The sequence below is a fragment of the Saccharicrinis aurantiacus genome, from assembly GCF_001660705.2.
Taxonomy (GTDB): Bacteria; Bacteroidota; Bacteroidia; order Bacteroidales; family Marinilabiliaceae; genus Saccharicrinis; species Saccharicrinis aurantiacus.
On sequence record NZ_LYBV02000031.1, the window covers coordinates 185,205 to 199,672 of the forward strand.

The 14,468-nt window shown below is 32.8% G+C and carries 14 protein-coding genes; all 14 read left to right on the forward strand.

All coding sequences use genetic code 11. From position 1 onward, the window contains the following. The first annotated feature begins 20 nt into the window (after nucleotides 1–20). Complete coding sequence (locus A8B35_RS14770; protein WP_075603321.1) at nucleotides 21–386, forward strand: response regulator; 366 nt, start codon at nucleotides 21–23, stop codon at nucleotides 384–386. Between the two features lie 68 nt (nucleotides 387–454). Then, nucleotides 455–2,491 carry a chemotaxis protein CheA gene (locus A8B35_RS14775; protein ID WP_083634470.1) on the forward strand — a complete coding sequence of 679 codons (2,037 nt, stop codon included), beginning with the start codon at nucleotides 455–457 and terminating at the stop codon, nucleotides 2,489–2,491. Between the two features lie 6 nt (nucleotides 2,492–2,497). Further along, nucleotides 2,498–2,959, forward strand: coding sequence for a chemotaxis protein CheW (locus A8B35_RS14780; RefSeq protein WP_075603322.1), 462 nt, complete (start codon nucleotides 2,498–2,500; stop codon nucleotides 2,957–2,959). Further along, entirely contained in the window at nucleotides 2,959–3,432 is a 474-nt protein-coding gene (locus tag A8B35_RS14785; protein ID WP_075603323.1) for a chemotaxis protein CheW, read from the forward strand. The genes A8B35_RS14780 and A8B35_RS14785 overlap by 1 nt, the downstream gene beginning before the upstream one ends. Nucleotides 3,433–3,437: 5 nt before the next feature. Further along, nucleotides 3,438–4,313 carry a CheR family methyltransferase gene (locus A8B35_RS14790; RefSeq protein ID WP_075603324.1) on the forward strand — a complete coding sequence of 292 codons (876 nt, stop codon included), beginning with the start codon at nucleotides 3,438–3,440 and terminating at the stop codon, nucleotides 4,311–4,313. Between the two features lie 14 nt (nucleotides 4,314–4,327). Then, nucleotides 4,328–5,233 carry a sensor histidine kinase gene (locus tag A8B35_RS14795; protein ID WP_075603325.1) on the forward strand — a complete coding sequence of 302 codons (906 nt, stop codon included), beginning with the start codon at nucleotides 4,328–4,330 and terminating at the stop codon, nucleotides 5,231–5,233. Between the two features lie 10 nt (nucleotides 5,234–5,243). Next, nucleotides 5,244–5,711, forward strand: coding sequence for a chemotaxis protein CheD (locus A8B35_RS14800; protein ID WP_075603326.1), 468 nt, complete (start codon nucleotides 5,244–5,246; stop codon nucleotides 5,709–5,711). A gap of 63 nt (nucleotides 5,712–5,774) precedes the next feature. Further along, nucleotides 5,775–6,878, forward strand: a complete 1,104-nt coding sequence (locus A8B35_RS14805) for a protein-glutamate methylesterase/protein-glutamine glutaminase (RefSeq protein WP_075603327.1) — start codon at nucleotides 5,775–5,777, stop codon at nucleotides 6,876–6,878. Nucleotides 6,879–6,975: 97 nt separating this feature from the next. Next, complete coding sequence (locus tag A8B35_RS14810; RefSeq protein WP_075603328.1) at nucleotides 6,976–8,853, forward strand: PAS domain S-box protein; 1,878 nt, start codon at nucleotides 6,976–6,978, stop codon at nucleotides 8,851–8,853. 14 nt (nucleotides 8,854–8,867) lie between these two features. Beyond that, on the forward strand, nucleotides 8,868–9,710 hold the full coding sequence (locus tag A8B35_RS14815; RefSeq protein WP_083634471.1) for a CheR family methyltransferase: 843 nt from the start codon (nucleotides 8,868–8,870) through the stop codon (nucleotides 9,708–9,710). 1 nt (nucleotide 9,711) lies between these two features. Then, nucleotides 9,712–10,524, forward strand: a complete 813-nt coding sequence (locus A8B35_RS14820) for a CheR family methyltransferase (RefSeq protein WP_075603330.1) — start codon at nucleotides 9,712–9,714, stop codon at nucleotides 10,522–10,524. Continuing rightward, nucleotides 10,524–11,099 (forward strand): chemotaxis protein CheB, encoded by a 576-nt coding sequence (locus tag A8B35_RS14825; protein ID WP_075603331.1) that lies wholly within the window; start codon nucleotides 10,524–10,526, stop codon nucleotides 11,097–11,099. Before A8B35_RS14820 ends, A8B35_RS14825 begins: the two co-directional genes overlap by 1 nt. Before the next feature lie 6 nt (nucleotides 11,100–11,105). Beyond that, nucleotides 11,106–11,846, forward strand: coding sequence for a GAF domain-containing protein (locus A8B35_RS14830; RefSeq protein ID WP_075603332.1), 741 nt, complete (start codon nucleotides 11,106–11,108; stop codon nucleotides 11,844–11,846). A gap of 158 nt (nucleotides 11,847–12,004) precedes the next feature. Next, nucleotides 12,005–14,464 carry a PAS domain S-box protein gene (locus A8B35_RS14835; protein ID WP_245820796.1) on the forward strand — a complete coding sequence of 820 codons (2,460 nt, stop codon included), beginning with the start codon at nucleotides 12,005–12,007 and terminating at the stop codon, nucleotides 14,462–14,464. Nucleotides 14,465–14,468: the final 4 nt, after the last annotated feature.

The window sequence follows — 14,468 nt, forward strand, 5'->3', positions numbered from 1 at the left end:
ATAAAAACAAATATAAAATTATGGGTAAAACAGTTCTTATTGTTGATGACTCTGAAAGTATTAGAGAAGTTGTAAACTTTACTTTAGAAAATGAAGGTTATGATGTCTTAGTAGGAATTGATGGAGAAGATGCTCTGCAATTTTTAGATGGAAGACATATTGATATTATCATTACCGATTTACACATGCCTAACCTTGATGGTTTAGGGTTAATACGTAAAGTTCGTGAAATAGAGACCTATAAGCATATTCCAATTCTATTCTTAACTACAGAATCTCAAGCATCAAAAAAGATGGAAGCCAAACAGGCTGGAGCAACAGGTTGGATTATTAAACCATTTGTACCTGCAAAGCTTTTAAGTGCTATTTCACGAGTGTTGAGGTAGTTTGTAAACCCTAAGAAACTCATCCTTAATTGGTCTGAGTAGTTAAGAAATGAAAATCAAGAACAAGCATGATTGATAAGTTTAGAGCTAAATTTGTAGAAGAGTCCCTCGATAATGTTCAGGACCTAGAAGAATCTCTGCTGTTATTAGAGAATGATAGGGCTGACAAAGAAATAATTGAGCGTATATTTAGGGCCATGCACTCACTGAAAGGTGGTGGCGCTATGTTTGGGTTTACAGATTTAAGTGAGTTTACTCACCATCTTGAAACTGTTTTTGATTGGGTTAGAAATGGCAAATTAGCAATCTCAGACGACCTAATTTCTCTAACTTTTGAAGCTATTGACCAAATTAAACACTACTTAAGTGTTGGTGATTTAGAGGATGAGGATGAAAAAAAACAAGCCAATGCCCTAACAAATAAGGTAAAACGCTTTGTTTCAAATCCATCAGAGCACGATGAGGTTGAGTTGACTGAGAATGTACAATCAGTTGAAGAGGAGGAGGATGGTTCTAAGTCTTACTTTATTAAATTTGTACCGCATACAGATATTCTCCGTAATGGAACAAACCCTCTTTTCTTATTAGATGATCTTCATGATCTTGGAACGGCACATGTTATCTATAACGATACCAAGGCGCCTCTATACGATGCCTTCGATCCAGTAAGTTGTTATGTTTCTTGGATTATTATTTTAAACACTGAAGAAGCAATAAATGAAATTCAAGATGTGTTCATTTTTGTTGAAGATGAATGTGATCTTGAAATAACAGAGGTTTTTGAGGGTAATATTTTAGAGCAAAAGGATTTTCAAGACTTATTAGAAAGTTGTAAGGAGTCTGGAGAGACAATAAGTTCTGAAATATTAAAAAATGTACAACCTGCAACTGCCAAAGAAGAACCCAAGGAAGCAAACAAGAAAAAGGGAGTTCAGCTCAAAGAAACCAAGATATCAAGCATTCGCGTTGCCTCAAATAAGATTGATGAACTTGTTAATTTAGTAAGTGAATTAGTTACCATACAAGCGCAGTTAAATTTATATGCAGAAAAAGATGGTCAGCCAGGGATAATTGCTTTATCTGAGAATATTCAAAAATTGACTAGGCAGTTGCGCGATAATGCCTTTGAAATTAGTTTGATACCTCTTCAAAACGATTTAATGAGATTTCAGCGTTTGGTTCGTGATTTATCAAAAGAACTGAATAAGGAGATTGACTTTATTATTGAAGGAGGAGATATTGAGTTAGATAAAAATATTATTGAGCACCTCACCGATCCTTTACTTCATATGATACGTAATTGTATCGATCATGGTATTGAAATGCCAGACGAACGTATCACCAAAGGAAAGTCACCAAAGGGAACAATTATATTTAGGGCTTATTACGAAGGAGCTAGCGTTATAATCAAAGTTATAGATGATGGTAAGGGTATAGATCCTAACTTTATTCTTAAAAAGGCGATTAGTAAAGGTTTAGTTACTGAGGATGTTGAGTTAACTAGAAAAGAGATTTTCGATTTAGTTTTTATGAGCGGCTTTTCTACACGAGAAAACGTGTCTGATCTTTCAGGGCGTGGAGTAGGAATGGACGTTGTGAAAAGAAAAATTGGAGCCATACGAGGTGAAGTTTCTATAGACTCAGAGGTTGATAAAGGAACTACAATTACACTTGAATTACCATTAACATTATCTATTATTGATGGCCTTTTAGTGGAAGTTGCCAAAAAACAATATGTTATTCCTATTTCTTCTATCGAGAAATTATACCCTCTACCAGAAGCTGATCGAAATAAAATATTTAATGAAGTAATATCTCTTGGTGAGGAGCAGTTTCCGGTTATTGATTTGCAAAAAGTGTTTAAAACACCATCAACAAATGAGAAACAGCATATTGTTCAGGTTAAATACGAGAACAAAAAGATTGGTTTAATTGTAGATGATGTTATTGGAGAGTACCAAACGGTTGTTAAGCCTTTGGGCAAGCTATTAAAAAGTCAAGAAATTATTTCTGGGGCATCAATTATGGGAGATGGATCAATCTCAATGGTAATTGATACTAATAGATTAATTCATAATAATTGGATCCAAAAATTGAATAAATAATTCGTTATGGAGGGTTTACCAACTACCAAAATATCTTTCAAATTACAAAATCAAACCTATGCTATTGATAGCTTAAAGGTTAGGAATATATTGCCATTTGAGGATAATATTACATCGGTACCAAATACTGAAACATATGTTTTAGGTGTAATTAACCTTCATGGTAATATCTTACCAGTAGTTGATATGCGTATGGTTCTAGGTATAGATGAAGAAGAAATCACTAGAGATACTTCTATTGTTATAGTTTCACCAGAAGATAAAATAGAAACCCAATTTGGGATAATGGTTGATTTGGTACATGAGGTGTTCGAGATTGAGGAAGATAAAGTTAAGCCAAGCCCTTTCACAAAAGGTATGGGTATGATTCAACATTTTGAAGGTACAATTCAACAAAAAGATCAGTTTATTCACCTAATGGATATAATGCATCTCAATAGTCAACTTGAAAGTAAAGTAATTAAGTAATGGAAGAAATAACAAACTCATATTTATCTTTCTCAGTGGGCGATCAATCCTTTGCTATTCATGTTAGTAAGGTAAACGAAATAAGGGAGTACGAAGAGCCGAGAAATATGCCTGAAGCAATCTCCTTTATGAAGGGAGTAATTGATTTTAGGGATGAAGTAATACCTGTTATTGACACGGCGGTTAAGTTTGGTATGAAGGCTTCAGAATTTACAACACAAACCTGTATTGTAATTATTGATATTACAAAAAAAGAAGAAGGTAAAGTATTTCGTTTAGGTATTATTGCTGATGCAGTATCAGATGTTTTTGAGGCCGAACAAGAGAACTTTAAAGCTATTGAGAATGATTATAGCCCTAATTACATTGAGGCAAACTATAATACCAATGACAAGCATTATTTAATATTAAATGCTGATGAAGTGTTTAGCACAAAAGATATTATCGATTTACAACAAATTATAGAACAATAAATTAATTGGTACACGAAAACAAAACATATATAAAAGAGTTGGATTGTTTTAAGGCAGAATTGTCAGAGAAGGATTTTAAAGCATTTAGCAGTTTTATTTATACTGAGTTTGGTATAAAAATGCCTGCAGTAAAGCGTATTATGCTTCAAGGTCGTTTGCTAAAACGTATCCGTTCTCTTAATATGAATTCGTATACCGAGTATAAAGATTATCTGTTTAGTGCCGAAGGTCACAAGGAAGAGATTTTTAATTTTCTGAATGTAGTCACTACCAATAAAACAGATTTTTTTAGGGAACCTGTTCACTTCGATTTTCTTAATAGTACAGTTTTACCTAATCATATAAATGGTAATCAGTCGAGAGAAGCGTTTAAAATTTGGAGTGCAGGATGTTCTAGTGGTGAGGAATTGTACACTATTTCTATGATTCTTAATGAATTTAAAAGAAGTAATGTAAGTTTCAATTACTCAATGTTAGGTACAGATATCTCAAAAAATGTATTGAGTAAAGCAGCTAGAGGAGTATACCCTTTCAATAAGGTTGATATAGTACCTCTCGATTTAAAAAGGAAGTATTTTTTAAAAAGTAAAGATAAAGAGAATCCAACAGTTAAGGTTCAGTCTGAATTACAACGTAATTTAAATCTGAAATTTTTAAATCTAATGGATTCAAGTTATTCAAATATTACAGAAAAATTCGATGTGATTTTTTGCAGAAATGTACTCATCTATTTTGATAGAGCTACACAAGAAGCGGTAATAAATAAATTAAGTATGCACCTAAAAGTGGGCGGTTTTTTCTTTATAGGACATTCTGAGTCACTAACAGGTATGGATGTACCCTTAGAGCATATTAAACCAACCATTTTTAGAAAAAAATAAAGCAGAAATAAGCCATGAGTACTAATTTAACAGACAGGCAGTTACTTAAGGAATTAAGACTGAGACTAGAAGAAGGTAAAAAAAGTCAGAAAGAAATAACAGACCTTACCCTTGATTTACAAAGTGTTTCAAAAAAGTTTAAAGACTCAGAAGCTCTTAAGAGTCATTTTATTTCTAATATTTCAAATGAGATTGTAAATCCATTTACGTCTATACTAGGATTATCAAAAGCCATACTATCCGTTGAAAAACAAGATTGGAAAAAGGTAGTATCAATGGTTGCATTAATCCACTCAGAGGCTTTTAACCTTGACTTTCAACTTAAAAATATTTTTGTAGCTGCAAAAATTGAAGCAGGAGAAATTGCTCCTAATATTGCGAAAGTTAATATTCGAAGTTTACTACAAACAGTTGTAGATTCTTTCAATATCATTTCACGTAAGATGGGAATTTCATTCGATATTCAATTTAATATTGAACATGGTTTCGGAAAGAATTTCTATTTTAAAACAGATTCTGAAAAGTTAAAGTTAATACTTAGTAACTTAATTAATAATGCATTAAAGTATAGCTATAAAGATAGCAAAGTAGTTGTTTCTGTATGGCTTGATGATGAAGATGTATTAAAAATAGGCGTACAAGATTTCGGAACTGGAATTACAGAAAAAAATCAAAAAACCATTTTCGAACGTTTCAAACGTTTGGATACTGGTATTAATTCTATTAATCGTGGTCACGGTTTAGGGTTATCCATTACTAAAGCTTTACTTGATGTTTTAAGTGGAAACATTGAGATAGATAGTAAAAAAGGGGAAGGCTCAACATTTACAATAAGTGTGCCTGAGGCTAAAAATATTGTCGATGGATTTAGTGGAGATGGTAACGATATTTTCTTCGATGATGAAGACGAGATCTTTTAAGGGATATTAGATGACTCAATATTTACAACATTTTTTATACCCTTCTTCGCTATTTGTAAGTAAGGAGCCTTATCTGGTAAAAACCATTCTGGGCTCTTGCGTAGCAATATGTCTTTGGGATTCGAGACTTCGGATAGGAGGTATTAATCATTACATGCTTCCTACTTGGAATGGTAATGATTTAGCTTCACCCAAATACGGCAATGTCGCTACAGATAAACTTATTGATCGATTGGTTTTTCATGGATCGAGAATTCAGGACCTTCAGGCCAAAATATTTGGTGGTGGTGAAATGATGGAATCCAATACAAAAACCTTAATTGGTGAAAGAAATATTAGATTAGCACGTATTATACTTGAAGAGCGTGGCATACCTATTGTTGCCTCGAGTACAGGTGGAAAACGAGGTCGTAAGATTATATTTTTCACAGATACAGGCGAAGTGAGGCATAAATTATTAGAAAAGAAAACGCTTTAAATTATATAAAACATTAATTTGTTGAGTGTTTAATAAAGTGGGTGATTTTTAACAGCATATTTTATGGATAAAATAAAAGTTTTAATAGTAGATGATTCTGCAGTAGTTCGACAAAGTTTATCATCAATATTGAGTTCCGATTCAGATATTGAGGTAATTGGTACTGCAGCGGACCCTATTATTGCCGTTAAAAAGATCATGAAAGAAGTGCCTGACGTGATTACCTTGGATATAGAGATGCCTAGGATGGATGGACTAACCTTTTTAAGAAAGATTATGTCTCAACACCCAATTCCTGTAGTGGTTATTTCTTCTCTTACCAATGAGGGAACTGAAGTTGCAATGAAAGCACTTGAATATGGTGCCGCAGAAATTATTGGTAAACCAGCTATGAATGCTGGTAAATTTATTAACGAGTCAAAAATTACAATTTGTGATGCTGTAAAGGCTGCTTCGCACGTTAAGATGTTACGAAGGAAAGCAGCACCTACCTCAACATCAAAAACGGTTTCAAAACCCCGTATAAAACCTAAAACTATTGAAGTAAGTCCTAGATATTCTGCTGATGTAATTCTCGAAAAGGGTTCTGCAGCGAATAGAATTACAAAGACAGATGATGTTATAGTTCTAGGAGCTTCAACTGGAGGTACAGAAGCCATTCGAACTTTACTAAAAAGCTTGCCTCAAAAAATGCCTGGTATTGCTATTGTTCAGCATATGCCAGAGGGTTTTACAAAGTCGTTTGCCAATAGTTTAAATAATATTTGTGAGCTTGAGGTTAAGGAGGCAGAAAATGGAGATAAATTGTATCAAGGCAGAGTCTTAATAGCCCCAGGGAATCACCACATGCTTTTAAAACGCGTTGGTAAAGAATATTTTGTTGAGGTTAAAGAGGGGCCTCTAGTAAATAGACACCGTCCATCCGTCGACGTATTATTCCGTAGTGCTTCTCGTTATGCAGGGAAAAATTGTACAGGAGTATTACTTACAGGAATGGGGAATGATGGGGCCAAAGGCTTGCTAGAGTTAAAGGAGTCTGGAGGAGAAACAATAGCTCAAGATGAACATAGTTCTATTGTATACGGGATGCCTAAAGAAGCTGCCAAGTTGGGTGCAGCAAATCATATTAAAGCATTAAAAGATATTGCCCCATTTTTAATAAAGTAATTGGTTTATTTAAAATTGGGATGTACTTTCAGCTTTCTATTTGTAAGCTAAGTATTATTAGATTTATAAAGTATTTTGATAAATAAAAGTATTAAACGTGAAGAAGCTAGACTTAACTCGCATCATTAAAAGATTTACATTAGGAGGGGTGCTACTAGGAATTATTATTCTTGTATTAGTTTACCTATTCAATTTAAACTCAGGTGTATTTCAACAATCCAATAGAACAATCGCAGATATGTTCTATTTCTTTCCAGGTATGTGGGTTGTATTTTTATTGCCATTTTTATCGGGTAGCATCGGTTATTTTTATGCAAAAGTATTTGTCAAAAATATTAGTAAGCAAAATGAATATATAGATGCTGAATCTAAGAAATCTGAAATTGTCTTAGATTTCGTGAATAACCTACGTCAAGGTAATTTGAAGAACACTGATTTACAGACGGCAAAAAAAGATAAGCTTACAAAATCATTATTGAAACTGCGCGATTACTTGGTACAAAGTAAACAAGAGCAAGAGCAAGGTAGAATAGAGGAAGAGCAACGTACTTGGGTAACCAATGGTTTAGCTCAGTTTGCTGAGATTTTGCGTCGAAATAATGATAATATTGAAGAACTGTCGTACAATATTATTTCCTATTTGGTTAATTACATGAAGATTAATCAAGGCGGTTTTTACTTACTCACAAAAAATGAAAAAGGAGAAAAAGTATTTGAACTTAGTTCATGCATTGCCTTTGATAGAAAGAAGTTTGCAGATAAAACAATTCAGTGGGAAGAGGGACTTATTGGACGTTGTGGGTTAGAGAAAGAAACAATTTACATTACCGACGTTCCAAATAATTACATAAATATTACTTCAGGCCTAGGAGAAAGTAATCCTAGCGCAATACTCCTTGTGCCACTAAAGGCAAACGATGAAATTTATGGAGTTATTGAGTTAGCATCATTTAGACCATTTGAATCTTTTGAAATTGAATTTGTTGAGCGTTCCGCAGAAAGTATTGCTTCTACTATTTCAACAGTACAAATTAATATTCAAACTACAAAGTTACTCCACGAAACTCAGATTCAAGCTGAGAAGATGGCGCAACAAGAAGAGGAATTACGTCAGAACTTAGAGGAAATGCAAGCGACACAAGAGGAATCTGATCGTCGCGAAGTTGAAATGAAAGGTATACTCGAAGCGATTGACAACTCTGCCATTAGTTGCGAGTTTGAAACGGATGGGACTTTAATTTCTGTAAATCAATTGTTTCTGCAAACTTTCAAATATTTGCCTGAGGAAGTAGAGGATCAGAATCTTAAAATTTTCTTCTTTCATGATGATGTTGAGGAATTGTCTAAAATACTAACTGATTTACGAAATGGTCATAATTTTAAAGGTCGTGTTAAACGTAGAACAAAATTAGGGGAAGAAATATTCTTATTAACAACATACACTCCTGTAGTTGATAATGCAGGTGAAATTGTTAAGATTTTAAGTCTTGAGAATGACGTAACAGAGCAAGTTTATATGGAAGAGCAAATGAAGCGCTCTAAAGATGAACTTGGCTTAATGTTAGAGCAGGCTCGCGATGAAATGAAAGAGCAGTTTAAAGAAATTGAAGCTGTAAAAGTTAGAAATGAAAAAACACTCGAAGGCGCATTAGATGCTATTGTAACTATAAACAAAGAAGGTATCCTAGAATTCTTCAATGAGGCCGCAGAAAAGTTGTGGGGCTATGAGCGCAATGATGTTTTAGGTCAGCATGTATCAATGCTTTTTGCAGATGATAAAGCTAAAAATGATGCATTTATTAATGCATACGTAACTACAGAAGCGCAAAAAGTTATTGGAGAGCGTAAAGAGGTGCCTATTAAAACTAAGTTTGGAGAAGAGGTTTACGTATTGTTTTTATTATCTGATGCACAAACTGGCGAAGACCACTCTTTTACAGCGTTTATTCAAAACGTTGAGGTGGAATTGTTTTAATATTTAAAAGAATAGTGGAGAAACTTAACTTTAAAACATACCTCGAGGAATTAAAAAAATATTCAAGATATAACTTTTGTGGATATTCAGAGAATTCGATTTATCGTAGACTTGAAAAGGTATTAACAGATAAACGAATTTCTTTAGAAGAACTACTTGATATTACTAAAAAGGATCAAAAGTTTGTTGATAACTTAGTTGACGAAATAACGGTAAACACTACAGATCTATTTAGAGATCCTGACACCTGGGTTTATCTTTATAATCATTTATATAAGAAGCTAATAAGCAAGGATACTATTAATGTATGGCATGCTGGCTGCTCAACAGGACAAGAAGTCTATTCTAGTCTAATTTTATTTAATGAATTAGGAGTACTCGATAAAGTAAATGTAATTGCCACCGATTTAAACTCTAAGGTTTTAAAAGCGGCTCAAAATGGTGAGTACAGTTACAAAATTAATAAGCTTTATAGCAAATCATATAAAGATTTATTTGATAGGATAAATCCTGATGGGAACGATTTTAGTCATTATTTTGATGTGGATATCGATAATGATCTTATAAAGGTAAAGGACTTTTTAAGAAAGGTTCCTAAGTATAAGCGTCATGATTTAGTGGAAGAAGATATCCCATTTTATCAGAAATTTGATGTGATCTTTTGTCGCAATGTGATGATTTATTTCGATGGAGATCTTCAACTTAATGTGGTCAGAAAATTCTTTGATAAAATGAATGGTGGAGCATCCTTAATTCTTGGTTCTCATGAATCTCTGCATGGCTTTTTTAAAACTCGATTTACTAAAAAGGGTTTAGTTTATACTAAAACAAATACGTTTCATTATAAATATAAATAAGATGGCTTATATACCAACTATAAATGATATTAGGGATATAACACCATTACTATCAGAAAAACTTCATTTTGATTATACCAATTATGGCTTTTCTTTTTTAAAAAGAAGGTTTACTTTCCTTTTTCAAAAACTGAGCATTAAAAAGCTATCTCAATTTATTGATGGAATTCACGATGGCAGTTTATTAGATGATATTAATTATTTATTCCCAATACCTACCACTGAATTATTCAGAGATCCTTCATTTTGGAGGATATTAAGACAAAAGATAAATAAATACCATTCAGATAAGAAACTTGTATTTTGGCTTCCTGAGCTCTCTTCAAATGAAGAGTTATTTTCTTTATTAATAATAATTCAAAGTCTGAATGTTGGAGAAGATGTGAAAATCTACCTTAATATTAATAATCCACAAAGTAAATCAGATTTACTAAGCGGATATTTAGATATTAAAAACAAAGAACTAAATAAAAGCAATTTAAAAAGGTTGGATGATAAATTGAACGAGGATGATTTTATTCTTAATACAGAAGATGAATATTCTTTAAAGTCAGAGTTGCTAAAATCACTATCTGTTTTAGACGGTAACTTTACAGAAGCACAACCACCTAAGAATTCTGTATTTATGATTTTGTTCCGAAATACAATGGTTAATTATAATCTAAGGTTACAGAAAACTGTAGAAAGCTCTTTTGTTGAATGCCTTCAACCTGATGGCTTATTGGCATTAGGTATACAAGAAAGAATAAGTCCAAACTCAAATGAATATTTTCTATTCAATGAGAATGAAAGCATATATAAAGTGATAAAATAATGACTGTATCTATAAACGATTATAAAGCCATTGTTATTGGAGGTTCAGCCGGAAGTTTTTCTGTTGTCTCTAAAATGCTTGCTAAAATTAAACCAGATTTTAAGTTGCCAATAATCATCTGTATGCATAGATTAAAACATGTGCGTTCAGGTTTGGTCGATAGTTTAAATATTAAATCAAACATCCCGGTTGTTGAACCGTTTGATAAAGATAAAATTGAACCAGGGAAGGTTTATATCGCGCCATCAAATTACCATTTATTTATTGAGTTTGATAATACATTTTCATTGTCAACAGAAGGCGTCCATAATCATAGCAGACCAGCCATTGATTATACCTTAAGTTCAGCAGCAACTTCTTTCAGAGGTAAATTAATAGGTATTATATTAACAGGAGCTAATAAGGATGGAGCCCAGGGTATGAAACAAATTCATACAAAAAATGGATATACAATTGTTCAGGATCCTAAAACTTGTGATATAGTTACAATGCCCAAAGCTACTTTAGATCTATTCACTCCAAAGGCTATAATGAGCCCTGATGAGATTACCAATTTTTTAAATAATCTTGAATAATTCATTATGAAAAGGAATCATAAACTACTTTATCTTATTGCTACGCTTGCATTCATATTTACTTTGTGTAAGTATGTTTTCACGCAATTTGAGGTTTCAGGATCATTTATAATTTTTGAAGGCTTTTCTTATGTTTTCTTCTTACTTATTATTTTTATAAGTGATCGAAGTTTATCTGAAAGTAGAAATGGTATTCTTAAACTAAATGAGAAAATTATTCAAAAAGACAAAGAATCTCAACGTAAAATTGAGGATTTAGAATCTCAATTAAAAGAATTCACAGAAGATGGTAAAGAGAAGGCAGATGATTCTAGTATTAGCTCTCTAAAAGGAGCTATTCTTAATTTAGATGATGCATCAACATTATTAAGCGAACTATCAAAGTTTTTTGAGATTGGATTAGCAATATGTTACATAAAGAAACAACCTTCTGAAGAATTTGTCGTAGAAGGACATTACGGTTTATCTGATGAAGTTGAAATTGAAAACTTTATACAAGGTGATGGCTTTAATGGCCAAGCAGTTGTTGATAAAAAGCCACTAGTGATTACAGATATTGATTCAGAATATTTTAATATTGAATCTTGTTCAGGTGCTGAAAAACCTTGCAATCTGTATTTGCTTCCTTTGGTAAAGAACGGAGAGACAATTGCCCTTTTTGAATTGGCTTCATTTGCTGATATACAAATACAGCATTATTGGGAAGAAATTAATAATGTGATAATTGAATCAAAGCTCATTAACTAGTAATTATGCTCAATAGAGAAAAAATATTGAAAATTAAGAAAAGTATTGATCTGTCCCTTATATCGGATAGCAATCTCTTTTTTCTTTGTTGCCTAGTGTTGTTGCTATTGCTAATTGTATGGGGTGGTTTTGTTAATTTTATTAACTCACCTTTCTCAATGAATGCAATTGTACAAATTCATTCTTCATTACTTGTGTGGTTTGTTGATGCCTTGGTTTTATCAATCCCATTTATTTTAATATTAGTACTAGGCTATAATAAAGAAATTAGGAAAAGGTATAGTAAAGAAAATAGCTTGTTAAAGCAGGAAATTAAGACAAATCTCGATTTTATTGATGTTATCCGAAATGGAAAAATCCAGAATTATATGGATAATAGTCAATTAAAATCCTCTCCATTATATCTTTTAGCTCGCGATTTAGATAAAACTAAAAGAAAGGAAGATGAGCAAAAATGGGTTACTGAAGGAAAAGAGCTATTAAATGATATTCTGCGAACGCACCGTAATATAGATAAGTTATCAATTGAAACCTTAAAGGGTATAATTAATTATACAGGTGCCTCATTAGGCTCGTTTTATATATTTAGAGACGGCAAACTTATTAACAATGCCACTTATGCATATAGTCGTCAACGCTTCGAGAATCAAGAAGTATCCATTGGAAAAGGACTAGTTGGTCAAGTTGCGTTTGAAAAAGCCATGGTGTATAGAACCGAAATACCAGATGACTATTTTATTATAAAGAGTGGATTAATTGGAGATCAGAAACCAAAATCTTTAATTATTCTGCCTTTAATGCAAGAAGAAGAACTTCAAGGTATTATTGAATTAGGGTTTTTAGATAATAGTTTACCAAAATATAAATTAGAATTTGCCGAAGAGTTAAGTAGTATAATTGGTAGAACTATTTATGCGCAAAAGATTAATTATAAAACTGAGCGCCTATTAGAGGAGTCACAAAAAATGACTTTAACGCTTCAGAAAAATGAAGAGACCTTAAAAGAAAATGCTAAAGAGATGATGATTGCTCAAGAAGACCTGGAGCAGTCTAATCAGTTATTAGAAAGCAAAATACAAGAGGTGGAAAATGGACAGAAACGTTTGGTTGCTTTATTAACAAATGCTTCTGAGTTTATTTCTATTTACGATGAGAATCAACGCTTGGTATTTGAAAGTCCATCTGTTAAACGTATTCTTGGTTATAGCGATGAAGATGAAGGAATATCAGGTATGGATCCTGATTTATTAACTCCTAAAGGATATAAAACAATAAATAATCTATTCAAATACCTTAAGGCTACACCAGGAGGAGAAAGTACTGCGCAGTATGCCTATCTTAGAAAGAATGGTGAAAAGTTATTTTTAGAGACGAAGGGTAAAAACTTATTACATGATCCTGCCATTCGCGGTATAATCTTTAATACACAGGATATCACAGAACGTATTAGAGCTGAGAAAGAGGAGCGCATGAAAAGTAGAATGCAATCTTTATCAGAGAACTCGCCTGATATGATTATTCGTATTAACACCACAGGAAAAGTTGTTTATGCCAATCCGGCTGTTGCTCAGTTTATTGGTTTGAGCATTGGTAAAATTGTGCGTAAGCGAATGAATGATATTGCTATTGACCCACGTTTCCTTGAGTTTGTTGAAACTGTTTTAACAAAAATAAAGGCTACTCGTCAGCAAATTATCGATGAAATTGAGATGGAAGCTGATGAAGGTACACGTGTAATGGGTATCAAAGCAATTCCAGAGCTTAATGATGAAAAAGACTTAGAATCGATCTTATTTGTGGCTCATGATATGACTGAGCTTAAAAAGATTGAGCAAGAAATAAAGGAAAAAAACAAGAAAATTTCTGATAGTATAAACTACGCACAACGTATTCAAACTTCCATATTACCAGACACTGCATTTATACAAAGGTACTTCCCACGCTCATTTATGTTTTATCGACCTAAGGATGTGGTTAGTGGTGATTTCCCTTGGTTTGCTGAGAAAGATGGTAAACAATATATTGCGGCGGTTGACTGTACAGGTCATGGAGTACCAGGGGCTCTTTTATCCTTTATTGGTTATTTCCTATTAAATAATATTGTGAATATTGATGAAGGGTTAAATGCAGCTGAAATTCTCGAAGAACTTCATCAAGGCGTGCGCCATACCTTAAAACAGAACGAAGAAGGTAACAATGGAAGAGATGGAATGGATCTTGCACTATGTAAAATAGATAAAGAAAATCGCATAATACAATTTGCAGGTGCGCATAATCCATTATATTTGCTCAGAAATGGCGAATTAATAGAATATAAAGGTAGTAGGAAAGGTATTGGAGGTAAACCTCTTTTAAAGAAGAAGGAGAAAGAGTTTGATAATCATGTAATAGAATATCAAGAAGGAGATAAATTATTTATTTTCTCAGATGGTCTTCCTGATCAATTAGGAGGAGAAAAAAGAAAGAAATATCAAACACGCCGAATAAGAGAGGCTTTAACCGAGAATGCAGATCATACTATGTCGCATTATTCGCGCCATTTTTCAGAAGAGTTTTATAGCTGGAAAGGCGAAGAGAAGCAGGTAGATGATGTATTGTTAATAGGAATTGAATTATAAATAC

Bases quoted from the DNA above. Each gene is read 5' to 3' on its own strand.
- A8B35_RS14770 (WP_075603321.1), top strand. From the start codon at position 21: ATGGGTAAAACAGTTCTTATTGTTGATGACTCTGAAAGTATTAGAGAA.
- A8B35_RS14775 (WP_083634470.1), top strand. From the start codon at position 455: ATGATTGATAAGTTTAGAGCTAAATTTGTAGAAGAGTCCCTCGATAAT.
- A8B35_RS14780 (WP_075603322.1), top strand. From the start codon at position 2,498: ATGGAGGGTTTACCAACTACCAAAATATCTTTCAAATTACAAAATCAA.
- A8B35_RS14785 (WP_075603323.1), top strand. From the start codon at position 2,959: ATGGAAGAAATAACAAACTCATATTTATCTTTCTCAGTGGGCGATCAA.
- A8B35_RS14795 (WP_075603325.1), top strand. From the start codon at position 4,328: ATGAGTACTAATTTAACAGACAGGCAGTTACTTAAGGAATTAAGACTG.
- A8B35_RS14800 (WP_075603326.1), top strand. From the start codon at position 5,244: ATGACTCAATATTTACAACATTTTTTATACCCTTCTTCGCTATTTGTA.
- A8B35_RS14805 (WP_075603327.1), top strand. From the start codon at position 5,775: ATGGATAAAATAAAAGTTTTAATAGTAGATGATTCTGCAGTAGTTCGA.
- A8B35_RS14820 (WP_075603330.1), top strand. From the start codon at position 9,712: ATGGCTTATATACCAACTATAAATGATATTAGGGATATAACACCATTA.
- A8B35_RS14825 (WP_075603331.1), top strand. From the start codon at position 10,524: ATGACTGTATCTATAAACGATTATAAAGCCATTGTTATTGGAGGTTCA.
- A8B35_RS14830 (WP_075603332.1), top strand. From the start codon at position 11,106: ATGAAAAGGAATCATAAACTACTTTATCTTATTGCTACGCTTGCATTC.
- A8B35_RS14835 (WP_245820796.1), top strand. From the start codon at position 12,005: ATGAATGCAATTGTACAAATTCATTCTTCATTACTTGTGTGGTTTGTT.